The organism is Micromonospora sp. NPDC000668, from assembly GCF_042897975.1.
GTDB lineage: Bacteria > Actinomycetota > Actinomycetes > Mycobacteriales > Micromonosporaceae > Micromonospora.
Map to the genome: position 1 here is coordinate 1,356,159 of NZ_JBIAYP010000002.1, position 21,767 is coordinate 1,377,925.

The 21,767-nt window shown below is 68.0% G+C and carries 19 protein-coding genes and 1 pseudogene; 11 read left to right on the forward strand and 9 right to left on the reverse strand.

The window, feature by feature from the left end:
- Positions 1 to 61: 61 nt before the first annotated feature.
- Both ACFY29_RS15880 and ACFY29_RS15885 read left to right on the forward strand, forming a co-directional pair.
- Positions 62 to 355, forward strand: a complete 294-nt coding sequence (locus ACFY29_RS15880; RefSeq protein ID WP_386986490.1) for a hypothetical protein — start codon at positions 62 to 64, stop codon at positions 353 to 355.
- Between the two features lie 644 nt (positions 356 to 999).
- On the forward strand, positions 1,000 to 1,548 hold the full coding sequence (locus ACFY29_RS15885; RefSeq protein ID WP_386986493.1) for a winged helix-turn-helix domain-containing protein: 549 nt from the start codon (positions 1,000 to 1,002) through the stop codon (positions 1,546 to 1,548).
- Positions 1,549 to 1,878: 330 nt separating this feature from the next.
- On the opposite strand, the gene ACFY29_RS15890 is transcribed toward ACFY29_RS15885, so the two are convergent.
- The 3 genes from ACFY29_RS15890 to ACFY29_RS15900 form a co-directional block, all read right to left on the reverse strand.
- Entirely contained in the window at positions 1,879 to 2,007 is a 129-nt protein-coding gene (locus ACFY29_RS15890; protein ID WP_386986495.1) for a hypothetical protein, read from the reverse strand.
- Positions 2,008 to 2,617: 610 nt separating this feature from the next.
- The gene (locus tag ACFY29_RS15895; protein ID WP_386986498.1) at positions 2,618 to 2,833 is read right to left on the reverse strand and encodes a winged helix-turn-helix domain-containing protein; all 216 of its coding nucleotides are present in this window, start codon (positions 2,831 to 2,833) and stop codon (positions 2,618 to 2,620) included.
- Between the two features lie 13 nt (positions 2,834 to 2,846).
- On the reverse strand, positions 2,847 to 3,326 hold the full coding sequence (locus ACFY29_RS15900) for a tyrosine-type recombinase/integrase (RefSeq protein ID WP_386986499.1): 480 nt from the start codon (positions 3,324 to 3,326) through the stop codon (positions 2,847 to 2,849).
- Here ACFY29_RS15900 and ACFY29_RS15905 point away from each other — a divergent pair.
- Positions 3,238 to 3,936 (forward strand): hypothetical protein, encoded by a 699-nt coding sequence (locus tag ACFY29_RS15905; protein ID WP_386986832.1) that lies wholly within the window; start codon positions 3,238 to 3,240, stop codon positions 3,934 to 3,936. The genes ACFY29_RS15900 and ACFY29_RS15905 overlap by 89 nt on opposite strands.
- A gap of 363 nt (positions 3,937 to 4,299) precedes the next feature.
- Positions 4,300 to 4,671, forward strand: a complete 372-nt coding sequence (locus ACFY29_RS15910; RefSeq protein ID WP_355612905.1) for a metalloregulator ArsR/SmtB family transcription factor — start codon at positions 4,300 to 4,302, stop codon at positions 4,669 to 4,671.
- A gap of 423 nt (positions 4,672 to 5,094) precedes the next feature.
- Here ACFY29_RS15910 and ACFY29_RS15915 read toward each other — a convergent pair whose 3' ends face one another.
- A complete protein-coding gene (locus tag ACFY29_RS15915; protein WP_386986502.1) occupies positions 5,095 to 5,499 on the reverse strand; it encodes a nuclear transport factor 2 family protein in 405 nt (134 codons plus the stop codon).
- 494 nt (positions 5,500 to 5,993) lie between these two features.
- Between ACFY29_RS15915 and ACFY29_RS15920 the strand changes: the two genes are divergently transcribed.
- Both ACFY29_RS15920 and ACFY29_RS15925 read left to right on the forward strand, forming a co-directional pair.
- On the forward strand, positions 5,994 to 7,484 hold the full coding sequence (locus ACFY29_RS15920) for an FAD-binding oxidoreductase (protein WP_386986505.1): 1,491 nt from the start codon (positions 5,994 to 5,996) through the stop codon (positions 7,482 to 7,484).
- Between the two features lie 138 nt (positions 7,485 to 7,622).
- A complete protein-coding gene (locus tag ACFY29_RS15925; RefSeq protein WP_386986507.1) occupies positions 7,623 to 11,171 on the forward strand; it encodes a ricin-type beta-trefoil lectin domain protein in 3,549 nt (1,182 codons plus the stop codon).
- 329 nt (positions 11,172 to 11,500) lie between these two features.
- Here ACFY29_RS15925 and ACFY29_RS15930 read toward each other — a convergent pair whose 3' ends face one another.
- From ACFY29_RS15930 to ACFY29_RS15940, 3 genes and pseudogenes are all read right to left on the reverse strand, one after another.
- Positions 11,501 to 12,376: a PhzF family phenazine biosynthesis protein gene (locus ACFY29_RS15930; RefSeq protein WP_386986509.1), complete on the reverse strand. Its 876-nt coding sequence runs from the start codon at positions 12,374 to 12,376 to the stop codon at positions 11,501 to 11,503.
- Between the two features lie 311 nt (positions 12,377 to 12,687).
- A pseudogene (locus ACFY29_RS15935) lies at positions 12,688 to 13,215 on the reverse strand (hypothetical protein); the annotation flags it as partial.
- The gene (locus ACFY29_RS15940; RefSeq protein WP_386986823.1) at positions 13,100 to 13,513 is read right to left on the reverse strand and encodes an OsmC family peroxiredoxin; all 414 of its coding nucleotides are present in this window, start codon (positions 13,511 to 13,513) and stop codon (positions 13,100 to 13,102) included. The gene ACFY29_RS15940 and the pseudogene ACFY29_RS15935, both read right to left, overlap by 116 nt.
- 534 nt (positions 13,514 to 14,047) lie before the next feature.
- On the opposite strand from ACFY29_RS15940, the gene ACFY29_RS15945 reads away from it, so the two are divergent.
- From ACFY29_RS15945 to ACFY29_RS15965, 5 genes are all read left to right on the forward strand, one after another.
- Complete coding sequence (locus tag ACFY29_RS15945) at positions 14,048 to 14,767, forward strand: Atu4866 domain-containing protein (RefSeq protein WP_386986512.1); 720 nt, start codon at positions 14,048 to 14,050, stop codon at positions 14,765 to 14,767.
- Positions 14,768 to 15,037: 270 nt separating this feature from the next.
- Complete coding sequence (locus ACFY29_RS15950) at positions 15,038 to 15,463, forward strand: nuclear transport factor 2 family protein (protein WP_386986514.1); 426 nt, start codon at positions 15,038 to 15,040, stop codon at positions 15,461 to 15,463.
- A 14-nt stretch (positions 15,464 to 15,477) separates the two neighbouring features.
- Entirely contained in the window at positions 15,478 to 17,571 is a 2,094-nt protein-coding gene (locus ACFY29_RS15955; protein ID WP_386986517.1) for a hypothetical protein, read from the forward strand.
- Between the two features lie 191 nt (positions 17,572 to 17,762).
- Positions 17,763 to 18,188 (forward strand): OsmC family protein, encoded by a 426-nt coding sequence (locus ACFY29_RS15960; protein ID WP_386986520.1) that lies wholly within the window; start codon positions 17,763 to 17,765, stop codon positions 18,186 to 18,188.
- Between the two features lie 176 nt (positions 18,189 to 18,364).
- On the forward strand, positions 18,365 to 19,894 hold the full coding sequence (locus tag ACFY29_RS15965) for an HD domain-containing phosphohydrolase (protein ID WP_386986523.1): 1,530 nt from the start codon (positions 18,365 to 18,367) through the stop codon (positions 19,892 to 19,894).
- A 270-nt stretch (positions 19,895 to 20,164) separates the two neighbouring features.
- On the opposite strand, the gene ACFY29_RS15970 is transcribed toward ACFY29_RS15965, so the two are convergent.
- Complete coding sequence (locus ACFY29_RS15970) at positions 20,165 to 20,611, reverse strand: Atu4866 domain-containing protein (protein ID WP_386986526.1); 447 nt, start codon at positions 20,609 to 20,611, stop codon at positions 20,165 to 20,167.
- Positions 20,612 to 20,664: 53 nt separating this feature from the next.
- Positions 20,665 to 21,495: a helix-turn-helix transcriptional regulator gene (locus ACFY29_RS15975; RefSeq protein WP_386986529.1), complete on the reverse strand. Its 831-nt coding sequence runs from the start codon at positions 21,493 to 21,495 to the stop codon at positions 20,665 to 20,667.
- Positions 21,496 to 21,767 lie beyond the last annotated feature (272 nt).

Here is a 21,767-nt window from a genome sequence, read left to right on the forward strand (position 1 = left end):
GGGTCCTCGTCCCAAACCCATGAGATGGACAACCGCGCCGGTTGCGCTGGGCGTAGCGCCCATGGGACTCACCATCGTGCCGGGGACCAGCACCGCGAGTGCCAGCCCACAGCCGACCGAGACCTACGTGGTGCAGATGGCACTCGACCCGGTCGTGGCCTACGAGGGCGGAGTTGCCGGCCTTGCCGCGCCCAAGCCCGCCCACCCCCGGGCGCAAGGTCGACCCGCGGTCGGCCGGGTCGTGTCGTACGTCGACCACCAGGAGGCCCGGCACGCCGCCGCCCTCAGCCGAGTCGGCGGCGGCAGGAAGCTCTACGACTTCAGTTACTCCTTCGACGGTTCGCCGCTCGGCTGACCGTCGATCAAGGAGAGTGTTCTCGACCCCAGCGACCGGGCGGTGCTGTGGACGGCAGACGACCACCTCGTGGCTCTCACGTCGCTGCTCCCGACCGACTCAGGATCGATCCTGTCACGCCATGGGCATCACCGACTCCGGCTGGGTCACGGGCCTCGGCCTCGAAGACCCCGACGGTGTAGCGCCAGGAGGGGTTCCTCGTCGGCGAGTCGCCTGATCAGATCGGCGAGGTCACTGTTCCGACGGCCTGCCGTGTCGCTGCTGGTCAACGCCACACCAGCGTAATGAGCCCCTACACCCCATCCGGAACCGATGGGCAATTTCTGCCGAACTTCGTCATGGCTCTGACGATAACCGTCAATCTCGTCGACTGCTAGTGACAAGCTGCTCACGTGCCGTGCTTGACCATCCATTCACATAGTTCATAGTGTTCTTTCGGGTAGCCGGCGTGACCCACACGGCGCCCAGAGGGCTTTGGGGGGTCGTTCCGGTCCTACCAGCGTCTGCTCCTGTTCCATATCGGGCCGGCGACGCAGGCGGAACGCAGTAGGCCACAGGTAAGGAGAAAGATGACTCTCGCTCGGGGAGAGAAGTCCATTGAGGACGTCCGGATGGAACGTCCACCGGGAGCCGACGGCGCGGCCGTGATCATCGCGATCGCCTCCTCGATGGCGGAGAGAGCGCGCCTGGCGTCGCTGATGACCGGGCATGCTCCGGTGCTGCTGGTCTCGTCGCCGGAGGAGCTCCTGTCGCTACTTGTCGACAGCGCCCCGCCCGCCGAAGCCCCGTCAGTCCATCCACGCGTCGTCGAGCCGCTCCTGCGAGCCCTCATAGGAACGGCTGATGTCGTCCCGGAGGTCGACTCGGACAGGCGGGTGGCAACCTGGTCCGGGCGCACCGTACCCCTGTCGCCCCTCGAGCACGACCTGCTTCGGTACCTTCTGCTGGCACAACTCGGCCGCACCTGCACCTTCGAGTCGCTGCACCGCGCGGTCTGGGGCAACGACCACCTCGGCGGCCGGGGCGACGTGTGGTCGGTGGTGAAGCGACTCCGCCGCAAGCTCGACGAATTGGACTGCCCGCTGCGGATCCAGGCGGTGCGCGGCGTCGGCCTGCGTCTTGTCGACCCCGGCGCGGTGCTGTCAACGAACGCCGAAGAAGCGCGAGAGAGCCGAAACCAGATCTGGGAGTGATGCGCCTTCCGGGTCCATGGCGGTCCGCGCGGGTCCGGGCGCTGGTTTCCGTCAAGGGCGGGCAGCCAGTCGCTTCGAGGGACGAAGCGTCCTCTTCCGGCGCGCCGCGCCAGTCCGGATATTCGCTATCGCGGCATAGCCACTCGGTGATGGCAATGACACGGCCGGCGTGGTCGGGGCCAGCGCGGAGGTGACGGTGACGGACGGCGCACCGCTCGCCCGCTGCCTGGCCAGAAGTTCGCCGGATGGGACGCCTGCCGACTTCACGGTCTGCCCGTCGGGGAGGGTGAGGTTCTACGGCCCACCAGCGGCCCACCGGTACTGCACCGTTCAGTACTGACCGAGATCCGGGTGTAGTTCTGGGGCTGACGTGACCGCGCGCAGCTCGGCGGCCACCTCGGCGATCAGGTCGGTGAGGGAGGCGTCGCTGCCGGGCGCGACCCAGCGGGCGAACGCCACCCGGCAAACCATGACGCCCGACTCGGTGGCCAGGGTGGCCGTGGTCTCGCCGACGCCCTTGGTACGCAGGGCGGCGGCGACCGCCGCCGCCAGCGAGCCCGTCTTGCGCAGCTCGCGCTCCTGCAGTTCTGAGCTGCCCTCGATGATGGACTGACGCAGGCGAACCAGGTCGAGGCGGTCGGCGAAGATCTCGTCCGTGACCCGGTGAAAGGCGGCGATAACCGCCTCGAAGGGGGCGGCGTCCGTCTCGGCGACCGCGAAGGGTTCGATCGTGGACGCGTCGAGCGCCGATCCTGGGCTAATGGCCGCTGGGGGCGTCGTCCTGGCGGCCCGCCCGTCCGCCAGGCAGCGGCCGGAGAGGGGCTTTCAGTGCGCGGGTGAGGAACGTGCCACGATGACGCCGGGCTTAGCGGCGTCTTAAGCACCCGGACAAGCCGGGTGCCGGTTCGTGCAAATGGCGCAACATGAAGACGATTCGCATAATCCCCCTACCTGCACGACTCCATGGACGAACGCTGGTACTACCGGACTTGGTGCGCTCCCACGAGCGTCCAACGGGTTCAGCTCCACGCAGTCGGCGTAACGTCCACGTCTCCTGTTTCGCCCTACTTCACGAGTCGTCATGCTCCTTGACGTAGACGCCCCGACCAGGCTCTCCATATACGACGCCTTTGGCGTGCAGCACCAGAAGTGCACGCTGCACGGTTGCAATGGAAACGCTGTAGAGCTGTGACAGCTGGCTATAGGAAGGAATCTTGGACTCGGGTGGGTATTCGCCGGTGGCGATGCGGGCGGCGATGTCGTCCGCGATTTGGCGGTAGGTCATTCGTCGGGGCATGTCACTCCTGAGTTGGCGCCCCGATGAGATCACGGGCACTAGCTCCACTCAACCTCGGGCTGACCCAGTGAACTAGGTGCACGTTCGGGTAGGCGGCGAGCGGTGGTCTTGTGAACCTGGGTTGGCACCAAGGGGCACGGACCCTCGGCCGGGGTGCGGGCCAGGTCCGGCTCCCGGCCCCCGGTTCGGCAGCCGGAGAGCCCGCTCGCCGCGACGCGATGCGCGTGTGCCCGAGGACTTCCGACACCACATGCAGCGGGGTGCCCTGGGCGAGCATGAGCGACGCCCCAGAATGGCGAAGGTCGTGCGGGTGCCAGTGTCCGAGTCCGGCCCGCTTGCACAGCGCCGAGAACCGGTAGGAGAAGTTGGCCGGATCAAGGCAGTCTCTTGGCATGGCCGCCGAACACCACGCCGTAGACCTTGCTCGCCGTCTTTCGCATGTCCGATGGATCGCGGGGGGCACCGGGTCAGGCAAGAGCACCCTCGCCCAGGCCCTGGCCGAGCGTTACGACGTGCTGATCTACGACGGGGACCGCGCGGAGCGTGACTACGTCCGCCGCTGCACTGCCGAGAAGCAGCCGCACCTGTGGGCGTTGCTGAAAGCTCCGCTGGCACAGAAGTGGAACGGCCGGAGTGCGCAGGAGGTATTTGAGTTGATGCCGAGCCTGCACGGGGAGACGTTCGGGTTCGTTGTCGACGACCTGCTGGCGATGCCTACCGAGCGTCCAGTCCTGGTCGACGACTTCCGAACTCTGCCCCGTGAGGTTGCTCCGCTGCTGGCATGGCCAGAGCAGGCAGCGTTCCTCCTGCCAACCCCGCAGTTTCGGGATGGGGCGTTGCGGACTCGATTCGCCGACGCCGCGAGAGCCCGAGCGAACTGGGGAGACAGTGACCACAACGAAGCCCTCGCTCTGCGACTGGCTCGCGACGAACTGTGGGACGCTGAAGTCCGCCGCCAAGGCGCTGAGCTCCACCTGCCGGTCGTGACCATCGATGGCTCGCGGGACGTTCTTGACCTTGCCGACGACCTTGCAGCCCGCTTTCGTCTGGGTCGTCCACCGTTGAGTAGCCGTCGCACGCAGCGGTCATGATCGGACGCGAGACGTTTGAAGGTCTGCCGGTGGTGGCCGATGCGTGAAGTGCAAATCCCTGGCGGCGAACTGCGGCCCGCATCCAGTCCGCGAGAGGTCGATGGACGGCGACCTGGTCTTTTGTGGTGGGGTCACCGCTGCTGGCGGGCGGTGCGCTTGAGGTCGGCGCCGCCCTCGACGCCGAGCGCTACCTCGCCGCCCTGCCGACCACCACATCACACGATCCGGGCACCCCCGGCACCTCTCTCGCTCCGCAGATCATCATGCCGACACGAGCCGAACGGGTGCGGGACAGTCCCACCCGAGAAGCTCAGCGTGATCAAGGCCTCGTTACACCGGTCTAGCGGGGGTGTTGCTGCAACGATGCATGACGTGGGAACTGCGGAAACGACGATGCCTGCCATCTCGCCTCTTGCTGGCGAACCGATCAAGCGTGCCGACGCCGAGCGGCTCGCGGGAGTGCTGAAGGCATTCGCCGACCCGGCCCGGCTACGACTGCTCAGCCTGATCCAGTCGTCTCCCGAGGGCGAGGCGTCCGTGAGTGACCTCACCGCGCCGCTCGGGCTCTCCCAGCCGACCGTGAGTCATCACCTTCGGATCCTCACCGAGGCCGGCCTGCTCGAGCGCGACAAGCGCGGCGTCTGGGCGTATTACCGGCTGGTGCCGTCCGCGATCGCCGCAATCGCTGAGCTGTTGACGCCGCCCCGCAAACGGGCGACGAAGAAGACCCGCTGAACGTCACCGTCGAAAGGCGGTTGCCACTCCGGCTGGCCGGCGCCTACCCGACGCACGGTGATCGACCCGCGTCAGGGATCGCGGCACGTGCACATCTTGGGTCACCCTGGACAGAAGCCCGTTCATCAGCGTGAAGCTCAAGGCACTCGTGAACAGTCCGTTGCTGAGACGAACAGGCCGCGACGTCGAAGAAGAATTTGGGTCGAGCTGACCTCTACGTGCCAGCTGCGACGTCAACAGCTAGGCCGACGAGGGCCGTGATCCCGACGCGGGCGGGTCGACTGTCTCCAGGGACAGTCGCCCCCCACTACCTCGGTTATTGACTGGTTACTGCAAGACGCGGTGCACGTCGCGCCATCGACGAGGCGTTCGGGCGCTCGGATACGCCGCGAACTACTGACGTCACCTCTGCACTGCAGGACGTCACGATTGCTCGACGCCCATGGTCCGCACCATGGCGTGGGTGTCCGGGATGGTCTCGAAGCGCACCGGCTGCCCGTCGCGGAGCCGCCAGACATGAGCGAATCGCGCCGTCATCGGACGGCCGGTTGCCTTGTTGGCAGCCCGATAGTGGCCCAGGGCGATCACCACGTCGCCGGCCTCGAAGACCTCGTCGGGTTCGATGGTGAAACCGTCCCACTCGCTGTTGAAGCGGGCGGTACCACCGAAGTGCAGCCCGTCCGGCACGACCCACTCGATGTCGCGATCGAGGGACTCCAGCAGACCCATCACGTCACCATCGGCCAGCTTGCCGTACAACGCGACAATCCGGGCCGACAGGCCGAGAGAGTCATGCTTGGCATCGATACTCATGGCAGTTCCTTCCATGTGGATGTGTCCGGAACATCGTCTAGCCGTCGAACGGCACCCACATCGGTTGAACTTCCTATACGGGACGTGACCAAGAACGCGCCACCGCTCGGAGCACGGACGGGTGCTCGCACGCCTGGACGCCGCTTCGCACACGAATAGGGCGGCCGACGACGGCCTGCATGGGCGACCTGAAGCGCGCGGCCGAGCCGTCGCGGTGGCGCGATCGACGTGTCCGGCGCGACCCGGCCGCGACCGATGAGCGATGGCGCAGCCCGCGCCAGGGATCCACAAAGGCAGACGGCTACGGTCTCGCCGCCCATGGACGATCACTGTTGACCATCGAATGAGCGGTGATCGGTCTGGTGCCCGAGTGGGCGCCTCGGGCACCGTGTGCGCTGCTGTCGACGCCCGTGCCGGCCTCCGGCCCGCGGTCGGGTGAATACGACGGCTCCGGTGACGACGATCGGCATTCGCGGGGTGGGGCACTCCCGTGTCTCCAGAAAGGCAGCGTGATCACCATTACTGCATCCGATTCCGGACCGGCCCCGGCAAGCGACGTTGAGTCGGTACCCGCGAACCTTGATCGAGGCGACGCCCCGCGGCCCACGCTCACTCGTAGAGACGTCGCCCCCTTGTCAGCTGCGGTGCAAGGGCCAGTGCTGTTGCCCGCAGATCCTGGGTTCGCCGCCGAGTGTGCGACGTACAACCTGCTCAACCCGTTGCGCCCGGCACTGGTGGTTGGTGCGTCCTGCGTCGCCGACGTGCAGGCCGCAGTGCGCTTCGCCGGTAGCCGGGGAATGCCGGTGGCTGTTTCGGCGACAGGTCATCAGGTCCGGCAACCAGCCAACGGCAGCGTTCTCATCACCCTGCGGCGGATGGTCGGCACCACGGTGGACGTGGCCCGGCGGTGTGTGCGGATTGCCGGCGGGACAAATTGGCAGGAGGTCGTGGATGCGGCCGCGGCGCATGGTCTCGCCCCGGTGAACGGCTCGTCCATGTCCGTCGCGGCGGTCGGCTACCTACTGGGGGGTGGCCTGAGCCCCACGCTGGGACGCACCAGAGGGTACGGGGCCGACACCGTGCGTGCCGTCGAAATCGTCACCGCAGACGGACAGCTTCGTCATGCCACCGCTTCTAGCGAGCCGGATCTGTTTTTCGCCGTACGTGGCGGCAAGGGCAACTTCGGTGTCGTGACGGCGATCGAGACCGACCTGTTCGAGGTGCGGAGGCTCTACGGCGGTGCGATCTACTTCGCGGGCGAACATGCACCGGAGGTTCTGCACGCCTGGCGGGAATGGGTAGTCGGCCTTCCCGCGCAGATGACGACATCAGTCGCTATCCAACGCCTCCCGTCCGCGCCGGAGCTGCCCGAGCCGATTCGCGGGGCCTTCGTCGTGGCGTTGCGGGTGGCCTACCTCGGTTCGACCGAGGAGGGGAAGTGCTTGGTGGCGGCGATGCGTGCTGCGGCCCCGGTGCTGCTCGACGGTGTGGTCGACATGCCGTACGGGGAGGTTGGCAAGATTCACGCGGATCCGGCGGATCCGCTGCCGTACGTTGACCGCACGACCGGGCTGCGCGCGTTGCCGCCGGAGGCGGTCGACGCTCTCCTCGACGTCGTCGGTCCGGACTCGGACTGCCCACTGGCGAGCGTGGAGATCCGCGCTCTGGGTGGTGCCCTCGACCGCCAGGCCGCAGTGCCGAACGCGGTGTCGCCCCGAGGGCTTCCGTTCGTGCTGTTCGGGTTCGGCGTGGGGGCGGCGGAGCAGGCCGCCTGGCTCAGCGGCTGCCTGACAAAGGTCATCCAGGCGGTGCGGCCGTGGGCCGACGAGCGGTCCCTACCCAATTTCCTGTCTGCCGACGAGGCCACCACCCCGGCTGCGGTTCGCGCCGTTTATGGAGCCGAACTGTACGACCGGCTGGCGCGGATCAAGGCTCGTTGGGATCCCGACAACATGTTCCGGATGAACCACAACATCCCGCCTGCTTCGGATGGTTCCTGACCGCGTTTCGGCCGGCCATGACCCGACGGCTCGGAACTCGTCCAGGAGACCCGACCAGGGATGGGTGCCGTCACCAGGTCCGCCGCCAAGCCGTCGTGACCACCACCACCACCAACAACGAAAGGATTTGACACAGCTGTGAAAGGCACCGGCCGATCTCGCCACTTTGTGCCGGTAAGTGATGACGGCCCTCAATCGAGAGAAAGCGTCTGTATGAATCATCTCCGAAAGCCGGGTGCCGCGCCCCGGCACCGTCTTCTGCCGGTGGCTAGCGCACTGCTGGTGCTTCCGCTGTTGGCCCTGACCGCTGTGGCGGTCGCGCCGCTCTTCCATGACTCTGACACCTCTGCGGCGATGCTGGTCGACGGCACACCCGCCGGCCAGGCACCCGCCGGCCAGGCACCCACAGGCCAGGCACCCACAGGCCAGGCAGCCACCCGGCAGGCTGCTGCCGCCCCGGCAAGCACCGTGGCCGCTCCGGCCGCTGCCACGCCCGCGGCCGTGAAGGGCGCCGTCCCGCCAGCCGGTACGGCGATTGCCGGCAGCTATATCGTCACCGTCAAGGCGGACGAAGCCGTCCGGATCCGCTCGGACGCGCGCGACCTGGCCGCCGACTACTCGGGCAAGCTCGGTGATGTCTGGACTGCGGCGCTGCACGGCTTCTCGGTACGTATGTCCGCGGCCGATGCCGAGCGGCTCGCGCACGACGCACGCGTTGCGTCCGTGCGGCCGGACCTGGTGGTCACCGCCGCCGGCACGCAGAGCGGCCCCTCCTGGAGCTTGGACCGGGTCGACCAGCCTGGCCGTACCCCCAGTGGCACCTACGACTTCGACAACGACGGCTCCGGCGCGCACGTCTACGTGTTCGACTCCGGTGTGCGCCTCACGCACTCCGAGTTCGCCGGCCGGATCGGCGGCAGCACCCCCGGCACCGACCACAACGACTGCGGCGGGCACGGCACCGCGGTGGCCAGCGCGGCCGCCGGCACGGTCTACGGCGTGGCGAAGAAGGCGACCGTGCATCCGGTACGCGTGCTCGGCTGCGACGGCGCCGGTGCGGCCGCCGACGCGCTGACCGCGATCGACTGGGTCACCAGCAGCGCGCCCCGCCCGGCCGTGGTGAACATGAGCTGGTCCACCGGCCCGCAGGAGGCGCTGGACAACGCGATCCGCGCGTCGACCGCGTCCGGCGTCACGTATGTCATCGCGGCTGGCAACCAGGAGAACGGTGCCTGCGCGACCTCGCCGCAGCGCGTCTCCGAGGCGATTGTGGTCGGCGCCACCGACGACCGGGACCGTCGCGCGAGCTTCTCGAACTACGGCTCGTGCGTCGACATCTTCGCGCCCGGCACCAGCATCAAAACCGGTGCCTGGACCGCGGACGACGCGACCGTGGCGTCGAGCGGCACGTCGCTGTCCGCACCGATCGTGGCCGGTGCCGCCGCCGTCTACCTGACCGCACACCCGTCGGCCACGCCCGCGCAGGTGCGGAACGCGCTGGTCGGCTGCGCCACCACCGGCCTGATCTCCGACCCGGGCGCCGGATCGCCGGACCGGCTGCTGAACACGCGGTGCGGCGGCCCCGCCATCACGAACCCGGGCGCGCAGTACACGACGGTCGGGAAGGCCATGACGCTGAGGAAGATCAGCGCGCCGACCGCGGTCCGCTTCGCCGCCACCGGTCTGCCTGCGGGTTTGTCGATCAACGCCACGACCGGCGTGATCAGCGGCACCGCCACCACGGGAGGCACCAGCACCGCGCAGGTCACCGCGACCGACGCGGCCGGCGCCAGCACCACCACGTCGTTCCGCTGGACTGTGATCGTGGGCCGTGGAGTGTTCACCGGGCCGGGCTCACTGTGCGTGGACAACACGAACGGCGACACCACGGACGGCAACCCGCTCCACCTCTTCCCGTGCATCATCAACAACAACAACCAGCTGTTCACCGTGCACGGCGACGGCCGGTTCGAGGTGCTGGGCAAGTGCATGACCGCGGGGTCTGCGGTGGTGCTGCGTACCTGTGACGGCTCTACCGCACAGGTCTGGACCGCGCGGAGCAGCGGCGAGGTGGTCAACCCGGCCACCGGCCGGTGCCTGACCGCCACGTCCGCGACCCGGAGTGCCCCGCTGTCGCTTGCGACCTGCACGGCCGGGACGCTTCAAATGTTCAAGGCGCCGTCCGGCCTGGGCGTTGACGTGGTCTCGGTGGAGAACCCCGGCTTCCAGGGCACGCTCAAGGGCACCGCAGTCCGCAAGGCCGTGTTCGCCTCGAACAAGGACACCACGCAGCGGCTCACCTGGTCCGCGACCGGGCTGCCGGCCGGGCTGTCGATCAACGCCTCGACCGGGATGATCAGCGGTACGGCCACCACGAGCACGATGTCTGCGGTCACCCTCACCGTGGCGAACGAGACCGGCCAGACCGGTGCCGCGTCCTTCAACTGGCAGGTCGGCGACGGCCGGATCCTCGGCGTCAACGGCTACTGCGCCGACTCGGCCTACGCCCGGGACCAGAACGGCAACCCGATCCAGCTGCACACCTGCAACGGCAACAACGCGCAGCTGTGGACAGTCCGGTCCGACGGGCGCCTCGCGGTGCTCGGCAAGTGCGTCACCGTGGCCGACGACGGCGTCTCCGTCGTGCTGAGCGACTGCGGCACCGCGGCAGCGCAGGTCTGGGCGGTTTCCGGCAGCACGCTGCGGCACACCGCGACCGGGAAGTGCCTCACGGCCCCGGCGGCGGACATCAACACCAAGCTCACGATCGCCACCTGCGCCACCCGCGCCGACCAGGTCTGGAACCTGCCGACGGCCCCGGTCAAGCTCGATGGTGTCACGCTGCAGCGTTGGGCGACCACCACCGCCCCGGCGCTGACCATCGCCGCGCGTTCGGCCGGAACCATCAGCCGGTACGCGGCCACCAGCCTGCCGTCCGGCGTGACCCTGAACGCGTCGACCGGCGTACTGTCCGGCACGCCCACGGCCATCGGATTCGGAGGCGCGATCGTCACGGTCACCGACTCGGCCGGCGGCATCGGGGCCACGTCGTTCCAGTGGACCGTCTTCCACGGTCAGATCCGCAACGCGAGCGGCTCGTGCCTGGACAACTCGGGCAGCGGGACCGCAGACGGCAACCCGATCCTGGTCTGGAGCTGCAGCGACGGCGACAACCAGAGGTGGCTCGTCCGCACGGACGGCGCGCTGCAGGTGCAGGGCGGCTGCATGGTCGCGTCCGCGCTCATCACGCGGGGCGGCTGCGACGGCACCGCAGACAAGGTATGGCAGGCGACCGAGAACGGTGAACTGCGCAACCCGGCCTCCGGCAAATGCCTGACCGCGCCGTCGCTGAACCGCGGCGTGCAGTTCACGCTCGCGGACTGTGCGGCGACGGCCCTGCAGATCTGGACGCTGCCGACCGCACCGCGAATCACCACGCCGGTCCCGCAGCAGTCCGTCACCGGCACGGCCGTGTCGCTGGCGCTCGGCGTCACGTACAACGGCGGCCCGACGCCCACCGTCACCGCGATCGGCCTGCCGGCCGGCCTGACCATCTCCGGCACCACGATCTCCGGCACGCCGACCACCACGGGCAGTTACACGGTATCGGTGCGCGCGCAGTCAACGGCCGGCGTGGCCACCGCGTCGTTCGTCTGGCTGATCATCGCACCGGGCACGTCTGGCTGATCATCCACCCAGACGGCAACACGCGCCCCGGCTCGATCACGAGCCGGGGCGCGTGTACCGTGCCAAAGCTTGCTTAGCGGCTCTGACCTGGTGTTTTGAAGATGCGTCAGACTGCCCGGTGGTACTTGTTGGAGGGCGAGGGCGGACAGGGTCGCCCGGTCCGGCCAGGACAGCCGCAGCCGGCCCGGACCTGCCGGCGCAGTATCGCTATCTCGTGCCGTAGCGCGAGGACCTCGATCAGCAACGCCCTGGCGCCCCGGATCAACAACCCCAGTCCGTTGGCTGCTGGTGAGCCCGGTGACCGCGCCCCAGCTCGTGGTCTTCGCCTGTCAGTCCGGTCCGGTCGACTGACCGTCCGGCGGCACCCGGATCGTGCCGGACGCGATCGCCCGCACTCCGCCGCCGAGCCGTACCCGCTGCACCGCCCCGCCCCGCGCGGTGACCGTGCCATCCAGCCGCGACGGCCGACACAGCTCGGCGCCCTGCCGCACGTGGTACGCCGACTCGCCATCCCCGGGCAGCAGCCCGGCCCCGACCAGCCACACTCCGAGGCCGAGGACCGCCGACCCGGACGCCGCGTCCTCGGCGACCCCGAACCCGGGCAGAAACGCCCGCAGGTGCGCGGTGCGGGTGTCCCCGTCCCACACGAACACCGCGAGGTGCGACACCCCGGGCTGCGGCCGATTCGTCGCGCGACTCACCGCGTCCGGGCGTACCGGCAGAAACGGAAACGTCATCCCGCAGCCGGCTTCCCGCGGCGGCGGGCCGGCCAGGTCGGCCGCGGTCAGCCCGGCCGCCGCCAGCAGCGGTGCGGGGTCCAGCTCGCGACCGAGGTCGGCGCCGGTCACCTCGAGCGAGGCGCCGTCGGCGGACACGTCCACCGGCACCGGGCCGCGGCCGCACTCTTGCACCACCCGGCCGGCCGGCACGCGGCCCAGCCGGACCAGCGTGGCCGCGGCGCCGATCGTCGGATGCCCAGCGAACGGGATCTCCGTCGTCGGCGTGAAGATCCGCACCGCGTACCCGGCGTCGCTGCGGGTGGGGCGGCACACGAACACCGTCTCGGACAGGTTGAACTCGCGGGCCACCGACTGCATGGCGGCCGGGGTCAGCCCGTCCGCGTCCAGCACGACGGCCAGCGGGTTCCCGCCGTACGGCCGGTCCGTGAAGACGTCCACCACCTCGTACTGCAAGCGATCCGGCACGCTCGCACCGTAACGGTCACGGTCAACGGCGTCAGCAGCGCGTGCAGCGCCTTGACGACCTCTCATTTCGCGGTCGGGATCGGGGCCACGGCATGCGACTGGAAGGTCGCGGCCAGCGCCCGGTGCTCGTCGGCCGGGTCGGGCGCGGGCAGGAGGGGCCCGGCGGCGCGGATGGCCGCCAGCAGGTCCGGTTCTGGCGCCAGGCCGTACTCGTGTAGGTCCACCATGTACTCCGGGAGGTTTAGGCCGTAGTTGTCGCTGCGGGAGGTCAGGCGTTGCCCGGCCGCCCACCGCCCACGGGTGGGCTCGAGCATCTGTCGCAGCTCGGAGACGCAGGTGTAGACATTGCCCCTTGCGCTGTGAGGCGGCTTTTCGCCCCAGACGGCGGCGATGAGTCGTTCCCGGGAGACGGCATGGTTCGCTTGCAGGGCGAGGACGCTGACGGGGCCGAGGAAACGGATGTCCAGGTCGTCGGGTTCTGCCACCGGGGCGTCCTCCACCTCGTACTCCAGCGCCTCCACTCGGGCGGTGATCACGCCAGCCGCACGCAAGCGGCGCGGTGCACGTTCCCGTGCAGCCGGCCGAACGGCGAGGCCGGCACCCACCTCAGCCAGGTTGTCGTCGGTCGACGGCTCGCCCTGTATCGCGAGGCCGGTGTCAAGCGGCGCCTCGCCGACGTCGCCTACCGCGTCGTGCTGAACCGCCTTGGCGTCCCTATGCCGGTCAGGACAGTTGAGCGTCGACAAGGATGGGCACCGCGAGAGCCTTGGAGATCGGGCAGCCCAGTTTCGTGGTTTCGACGTGCTCGGTGAACTTGCTCGCTTCAAGGCCGGGCGCATCCACGGTCACGGTCAGCGTGATGCCGGTGACTGCAGGTCCGTCGCCGAGCGTCACGGCAGCCGAGGTGAGCACGGACAGCACCGGCGTCCCGGCCTCGGAGATCACATTGGCCAGGAACATCGCGAAACAGGATGCGTGGGCGGCACCCAGGAGTTCCTCGGGGTGACAACCTTTGCTGTCCTGGAAGCGGGATGCGAATGTGTACGGAGCGTGTAGGAAGCCTGAGCCCACCTCCACCTCTCCAATGCCATCGGAAAGGCTGTCGCACCAAACGGCGTTCGCTACGCAAGTTGTCATACGCGGATCTTGTCGCAAACGGATGCTCACCCAGCACTCCAGTCTTTACCATGTCCTATCCACATCTAGTCAGTTGTCGTTGACGTTGTGAATGAATGTGGTTACTGTTCGCTGATTTGAAGCCGGCGATGCACGGGCTTGGCGTGTGACTTTCTCGCCGCAGGGGAAGCATCAATAGCAAGAATTGTTGTCAATGCCAAATGCCCACGACCGGCCTCTGTTTGGTGCCGTCCGGGAGGTCCGTCCGGGGATGACCTTTCCTCACCCGGCACTGTCGTAACCGTTCGGCCGCACGCCGTGGCGTACGCGCTCCGCTCTGGAATGATCTGAGGAAGTGTCTGGATGCTGTCCTATCGGTGGCGGCCTGACCATGTCGCGCCGTGCCTGGGTGTCGCACTCCTCGGCTGGATTCTCCCAGGGGAAGGCCGACCTGGTTACCGATCGATCGTCTCGGCAGGCTGAACTCATGCCGAATTGCTCGGCGTGAGTCACCTTCCGTCATATCGGACGATCATCGGAAAGCGAAGGAACACCATGTCCAAGGAAAACCCGCGAAGCCCCGAACTCCTCGAGTCCGTGTTGAAGGCGACCGGTTCCGCTCCTCAGCCGTTGCTGCTCTCCGGCGGGACGGTCTTTACCCGGAACCCTCTTATGGGTGACTGGGAGACGGCAGACGTCCTGCTCGGCGGTTCGGTCATCGTCGGCGTCGGCCCCGGCCTGCTCACCGCCGCCGCCGATGACGACATGCTCGTCATCGACTGCACGGGGTGTGTGGTCATGCCCGCACGACCGGATTTCGCCGCACCCGCGAGTACCGGTAACGGCACCCTCACCTGCGGGAACGTCGCCGACATCGTAGTGATGCGGATGGCTGACGGGCAGGACACGTCCAACGGGCCGGTCATCAACCGCCCTAACCACCTGGACATCCTCCTCTCCGAGGGCCAGGTGCAGGTGTGGGACGGGCGCCCGGTCGACGCCGAGTCAGTCGAGCGGACCGAGGCGACGGTCGAGTCCGACAGTGCACACCCGTACGCCGGCATGTGGATCGACGACACCGGCTTCCTGCACCAGGAGTTGCTGCCGGAAGGCCGCTACGACGAGACCCGGGATGGGCGTCCACACGCCTTCGAGGGCCGCTACTGGATCAACGGCGACCGCATCGAGTACCTCGACGACCTGGGCTTCTGGGCGTTCGGGGAGTTCCGGAACGGCATCCTCTACCACGCCCAATACCGGCTGACTCGAGGCTGACCCTTGTCCGCCGCCCGGTGGCTCACGACGCCACCGGGCGGCGCTGCCACGCGAGCACGAGGGCGGGCGGCGGCCGATGAGGCCGGTGCGCGCCAGCACAGGCGGCATGTCCCGGCCGTGTCCGCGACCAGCAGCGCGCCGTCGGATGGCGGCGAAAGGTCGTCCGCAGCGGCGTTCTTCGTCACATCCCCTATAGGGAACTCAACCGATGCGGGTGCCGACCGGGACGCCCGAAGATCTTTCCGACGTATCCATACGGAAGGAATCCCTATGAACATCAACGGCCAGCGTGACCCCCTCGGCCCGTCAGCTCTGGTTGTGGCGCTGTACGGCAGATTGACCGACGGTGACGTGGCGGGTCTGCTGGAGGGCCTCGACCGCGACATCGAGTGGGTCGTGCCGGACGGGCTGCACTACGGGGGCGTCTATCGCGGCCGGGAGTCGGTGCTGGCGAATGTGTTCGCCCGCTTCGAAACCGAGTGGGTCGGCTTCGCGGTGCAGCCCGACGAGATCTTCGAGGCCGGCGACGTCGTGATCGCCCTGGGGCACTACCGGGCCTCCAACCGGGCCACCGGCCGGCCGATGACGTCGCGGTTCGCCCACGTCTGGCGGTTGCGCGACGGGGTGCCGGTGCGCTTCGAGACCATCCTGGACACCCACGCCATGGTACGGACCATGGCCGCCGAACATTCATGAGGCATCTTCGCGTCATGTCGGGCGTTCCTTCCTCGCTGCAGGCTCGGTTGGCGGATCGCCTCCGCGCGTCCCGTGCTCGAGGTTTTGTCGGTCGCGAAACGTACCGTGCCGAATTCCAGGCCGCCCTGGCTGGCGAGCCCGGCGCATACGCGGTGTGTTTCCTGTACGGGCCCGGTGGCATCGGCAAGTCGTCGCTGCTACAGCGGTTCAAGGACACAGCCGAGGAAGCCACTCGCACTGTTATCGACATCGACGGCCGGGCAGTGGAGCCGTCGCCTACTCAATCGTTCGCGGTGGCGGAGGCGGCGTACGTCGATGACCGGGCAGTGGTGTTGATTGACGCGTTCGACGAGTGCAAGGGTCTGGAAGAGTGGTTGCGGGACCGCTTCCTTCCACAGGTCAGGACCGGCGTCGTGGTGGTCGCTGTCGGCCGGAAGCCTCCGGCGGCGAGCTGGACCTCCGATATGGCGTGGACGGGCACACTGCGAGTGGTGCGGCTCGATGGTCTCAGCCTCGAGGAGTCTGCCGCGTTACTCGATACCCGCGGGGTGAAGCCGGAAGTTCGGCACAGTGCCGCCGCCTTCGCCAGCGGGAACCCGTTGGCACTGAGCCTCGTGGCGGACGCCGCCGCCCGTACCGGCGCCTCCGGCGCGGACTGGAGACCCCCGCCGGACGTCATCGCGCCGTTGGTCAGTCAGCTGGTGGGAGATGTGCCGACCGAAAGCCATCGGGTTGCCTTGACCGTGCTGGCCCAGTCGCGGGTGACTACCGAAGGGCTGCTGCAGACGGTGCTGGGCACGCCGGACGCGGCCGAGATGTTCGACTGGCTGACAAGGCAGCCGTATGTCGAACTGAGTCGGCGCGGGATATTTCCGCACGACACCGTCCGCAGAGTGTTGGAAGCCGACCTGCAATGGCGAAATCGTCAGCGCTACGCCGAAATCTACGATCGGATCTGGCCGTACCTGCTCGAAGCAGGCCGGGTCGCCGACGATCCTGACGTGCTGCCCGCGATGCAGGATCTCGCCCATCTCTTGTTGAGCGAGATGGAGGACCGCTACTTCCGCGAGGCCCGCCATGAGATGCGGGTGTACGAGGCGCCCATGGACCCGGCGGACCGCGACGAGATTCTCGCCATGGCCGCTCGGACCGAGGGGGCGGAGTCCGCCGCCATTCTCGAATTCTGGCTGCGGCGACAGCCCGGATGCGTCCGCCTCTATCGTTCCGCGGAATGCGGTGATCTTGTCGGGTTCATGGCGTGGGTCCAGCTTCGCGCCGGTGACCGGGAGGCGCTCGAACTTGACCCGGTCGCAGCTGCTGCCTGGGCCCATGCTGCCGATGCCGGCGGGCTGCGTGCCGACGAACACATCGGCATCCAGCGGCATCTCGTTCATCCCGCTGCGTACCACCTCGTATCGACGCCGATGCACCTCATGCAACTACGTACCATGGCGCACTGGGTACGAGCGGAGGGCATGGCGTGGTCGTACATCGTGGTGTCCAACCCCGATTACTGGCGTCCACTCATGGACCACCTACAACACCGGCCGGTCCCACAGCGGCCTCGGCTCGGCGGCGTGGAGTATGCGTTGTTCGGCCGCAACTGGGAGCATGTCCCCCTGGAATGCTGGTTCGCAGGTCGCCACAGCACGTCACCCACCCCCTCGCCTGTCGATGCGGCAATCAAACTGTCGCGGGCCGAATTCGACACCGCTGTGCGGCAGGCGCTCGGCAGCTGGCGAAGTGCCTCGGAACTGGCTGCCAACCCGCTCGTCCGGACCAGACTGATCCGACACGTACTCGGTCACCTGGGCGGCGAGGCGGAAGTCGCCGTGGCATTGCGCGGTGTGCTCGATGAGGCCGTCAAGGCACTGCGCCAAGACCCGCGCACGGTCAAGATGTATCGGGCCGTTGCCGCCACCTACCTCGATGGGTTGCCGACCCAGCAAGCTGCCGCCCGCCGGTTGAACCTGCCGTTCTCGACCTACCGCCGGCACCTGACCCGCGGTCTCGCCCTTACCTGCGAGATCCTGTGGCAGCAGGAGTTGAAGCCACGCCGACTGTCGGGGCCGGAAGGGCGGGCCGCCCCGGCTTTTCCGGACAGGTGAACCGGGGATGGCGGTGACGGACCGTGGCGCGACGGCAACCGGTGCGCGCACCGGCACCGGCACCGACGGCGACCCGATGGAGTGAGAACCGCATCGGATACCGCAGAGCATCAAGTGGCATGGCAGATGAGCAGGTGCCGGTCTGAGTATTGACTGTCCGACCGTTCATCACGAATTTGGAGCTACTGCCCATGCCTGTTCGCAATTCATCGGCCCAGTGGAAGGGCGACCTGGCCCACGGAACTGGCACCATGACGTTGGCGTCGAAGGCCTACTCCGGCCCGTACTCGTTCACCTCCCGCTTCGAGGAGGGCACCGGAACGAACCCCGAGGAACTCATCGCCGCCGCGCACGCGGGATGCTTCTCCATGGCGTTCTCGCACATGCTGGCCGAAGCCGGCTACACGCCGACGTCAGTGGAAACCACGGCGTCGGTGCACATCGACCCGGCCGACGGGGGTTTTGCGATCAGCCGGATCACGCTGTCGGCCAAGGCCACCGTCCCGGGCATCGACAACGCGCAGTTCGAGAAGATCGCGGAGACGGCGAAGGTCAACTGCCCGGTGTCGCAGGCGCTCGCCGCCGTCGACATCACTCTCTCCGCGAAGCTGGTCTAGGCGGATGGCCGGGGACCGCGGCGGTCGTCCCGCCGTGGTCTCCCGGCCTGGCGGCCTTGCCGGGTGGCGCCGGGGTGCGGTGCACCCAGGTTCGGCCTGGCCTTGTTGCGGCCGGTTCAAGCGCTGAGGCTGGCTGGCCTCTGACAACCCGCATCTCGGAGGTACCGTTGCCGCCCATGCAAACAATCCGGGTCGCGGAGGTGCTGGCGACAGTTTCGCTCACCACGGACGTCGCGGCCGGCATGTCGTTCGAGAAAGGGCTGCAAACCTGTACCGTCGCGACCCGCCTCGCCCGGTTGGCGGGCGGCAACGACCGGCACGTCCGGGTGGTGTTCGAGACCGCGTTACTGCGGTCGATCGGGTGCACGTCGTACGCGCCCGAGTTGGCCGCCCTCTTCGGTGACGATGTCGCCTTGCAAGCCGTGCTCAAACGCGTCGACGTCGCCGATGAAGCCGTGCTGGACGGGCTGACCAGAGATTTCGGGAACTGGGCCGGGCGTGACGCGGCGCGGCTGGCCCGCACCTTCCTCGAGGTGTTTCCCAATGTGGGTGTGCAGGCGATGCGGCACGGTTGTGAGACCAGCCGGGACCTTGGACCACGGCTCGGTGTGCTGCCCGAATCGGTCGCGGCGTTGGACGACGTGTACGAACGCTGGGACGGCCGGGGAATCCCTGAGGGCCGGAGCGGTGCGGACCTGTCGCCGGCTGCCCGTACCGTGCATGTGGCCGAGCAAGCGGTCCTCGCCTATGCCGTCGGAGGAGTCGGCGGCGCGGTCGCCGAGGTGCGCCGTCGCTCCGGCGGCCACCTGGATCCTGCATTGGCCGATGTCTTCCTGGCCGAGCCGGAGGCGGCGCTTGCGCCATCGGACGCGACGGACGCTGTCGTCGCGGTGTTGGAAGCCGAACCGCTGCCGCACGCCACCGTGCCGTTCGGGTCGGTGCCACAGCTGTCGGCGGTGCTGGCCCGCATCGTCGACATGAAGAGCCCGTGGCTGCTGGGACACAGCGAACATGTCGCCGACCTGGCAGAGGGCGCCGGGCGGGTCGCCGGGCTCGACGAGGAGGCCCTGACAGAGTTGCGCAGCGCGGCGCTGCTGCATGACCTCGGCCGCGTAGTCGTTCCGGCCGGCATCTGGGACCAGCCGAAGAGCCTCACCGCTGCCGAGACCGAACGCGTGCGCATGCACACGTACTGGACCCATCGGATCCTGCAGCGGGTGCCGGCGCTGGCCACGCTCGCACCGATCGCCTCCGCTCACCATGAACGTGCTGACGGCGGCGGCTACCATCGCGGTGACCCGGTCCGCGAACTGCCCCTGACCGCCCGCATCGTGGCGGCTGCCGACATGCTCGCCGCGCTCACCGAGCCGCGTGCGCACCGGCCCGCGTACTCGCTTCCGGAAGCCGCGAAGATGCTTGTCCGCGACGCCGATGAAGGCGGCACCGACAAGGACGCGTGTGCTCTGGTCCTCGCCGCGGCGGGCGTACCCGCGCCGCGACGGCCGCTGCCGGACGGACTGACGGACCGGGAAGTGCAGGTGCTTCGGCTCGCGGCGCGCGGACTGACGAGCCGGCAGGCCGGCGCGGAACTATCGATCTCCCCGCGCACCGTGGACCACCATCTGACGCACATCTACGACAAGACGGGGCGGCGGACCCGCGCGGGCATCGCGCTGTACGCGATGGAACACTCGCTACTACCCTGAACGGACTCCGGTAACGGCTGGCGGGTTCGCGCTGCCGTTGGATGCCTTGTACCCGGTGCTATAGAACCCAATGCTCGCCGAACTTCCCAGCCCTTGGTGGACTCCACGCCGCGACAACAAGTTGCATGTGGAAAGCCTAGTAGTGGCTCTGTTCACCCGTAAGGCCAACCGCTATCTGCACATACCCATCGATGCTAGGTCTCAGCTATCCCCGCTTCGATAAAGCGGTGATTGCCCGCCTCCGGTCGGGGCAGGGGCGACGATATCTGACTAGGGTTGGGCACGGTGGAAGACGTAGCCGCCGTGGTACAGGATGTCTTCGTCGAACCTCCCGTCCGCAGTGAACCCAGTGTCGTCGACGTACTCGATCCGGGCGTCGAATACCTGGTAGGAGCCTGTATAGGCGCTCTGCCGCTCGCCGCGTGCCTCGTCGTAGCGGCCGTTAGCGAGCAGTTCCTGACGGATGTAGCCGTCAGCCGTCACCCACATCCCGACGTACGGGTGCGGCGACTCAATCCTCGCCTCGGCCGGCGGCGTCGCCAGCACTGCTGGGGGCGTTGACGCCAGGGGTGACCTCACCTCCTGATCGGCGTCGACTGGAGCAGCAGGTCTGTCACTGTCCGGCTGCACGGAGCACGCTGCGAGAAGCACGGCAACGTACGCGCCGCTGAGCACAGCCGAAAGGGGGAATTTCACAGGGTCTCCAGTGGTGTTCACGGACGATCAGCCAGCCAGCCGATGTACGGCCGGTAGATCACGCTGCACCCCCTTCAGACAGATTGGGGTGTGCTGGCGGCCAGCGAGCCCAGGAGCGCCAGGGCGTGGGCACTGGTCGAGCCCGGCGCTGCGTGATAGACGACGAGCTCTTGCCCGGGACTCGACCGGACGTCGAAGGTCTGCATCGTCAACGTCATCGGTCCAACATCACGGTGGTGGAAGCCCTTGCTTTGCAGAGCCTTGCCGTGTGCGTCGTGGCGGGTCCACAGCTCGGCGAATTCAGGGCTGCTGCTGAGCAGTTCGGTGAGAACCTGTTGTATCCGCGGATCGTCGGGCGCCTTGCCGTAGCCGAGTCGGAGGCCGGCCGCGGAGTTGCGCGCGACGTCACGCCAGTCCTGATAGAAGGTGCGCGCGCCCGGGTCGGTGAACACGATGTGCATCAAGTTGCGCGAATGCGTCCAACTGTGGAACAGCGCGTCAGCGATCGGGTTGGACGCCAGGACGTCGAAGGCCCGGTTGTAGACGATGGTCGGATTGTTGGGCCAGGCGGTCATCAGCTCGAGCAAGCTCAGATCGACGCGGTCGCTGACCGCCGCCGCCCGGGCCCGTGGGCTGAGCCCGGCCAGCCGGAACAGATGTTGACGGTCGTCCTCGCCCAGCCGGAGGGCGACCGCCAATGCACCGACCACCTGCGGAGAGGGGGTACGTTCCCGCCCCTGTTCGAGGCGGACGTAGTAGTCGACGCTCACCCCGGCCAGCATGGCCACTTCCTCGCGCCGCAGGCCTGGCACCCGGCGGCGCCCGACGCTGGGCAGGTTTGCGTCGCCCGGACTGACCAGCGCGCGACGGGTACTGAGATATGCCCCTAGTTCGGATTGAGCCATACCCGCATCGTAGGTTCGAATTCCGGGCTCTAGCTGGGTGCAGTGCTCCCAGGTAAACGCCACCCTCGCGGATCGTTTCCACCGTCAACTGGACCGCGCCCCGCGTCCAGCGTCGACGCGAGTGCTCTCGTCACCAAGACAGCCCCTGGTATTGATCCTCTTCCCTCGACAAGAAGATGATCGACCAGGGGCTGTCGGTATGGATCAGCCGGGGTACCCATGAACCCGACACAGGTTAAAGATCAAGTCAGAGAACCGCGACGGTCCTCCAG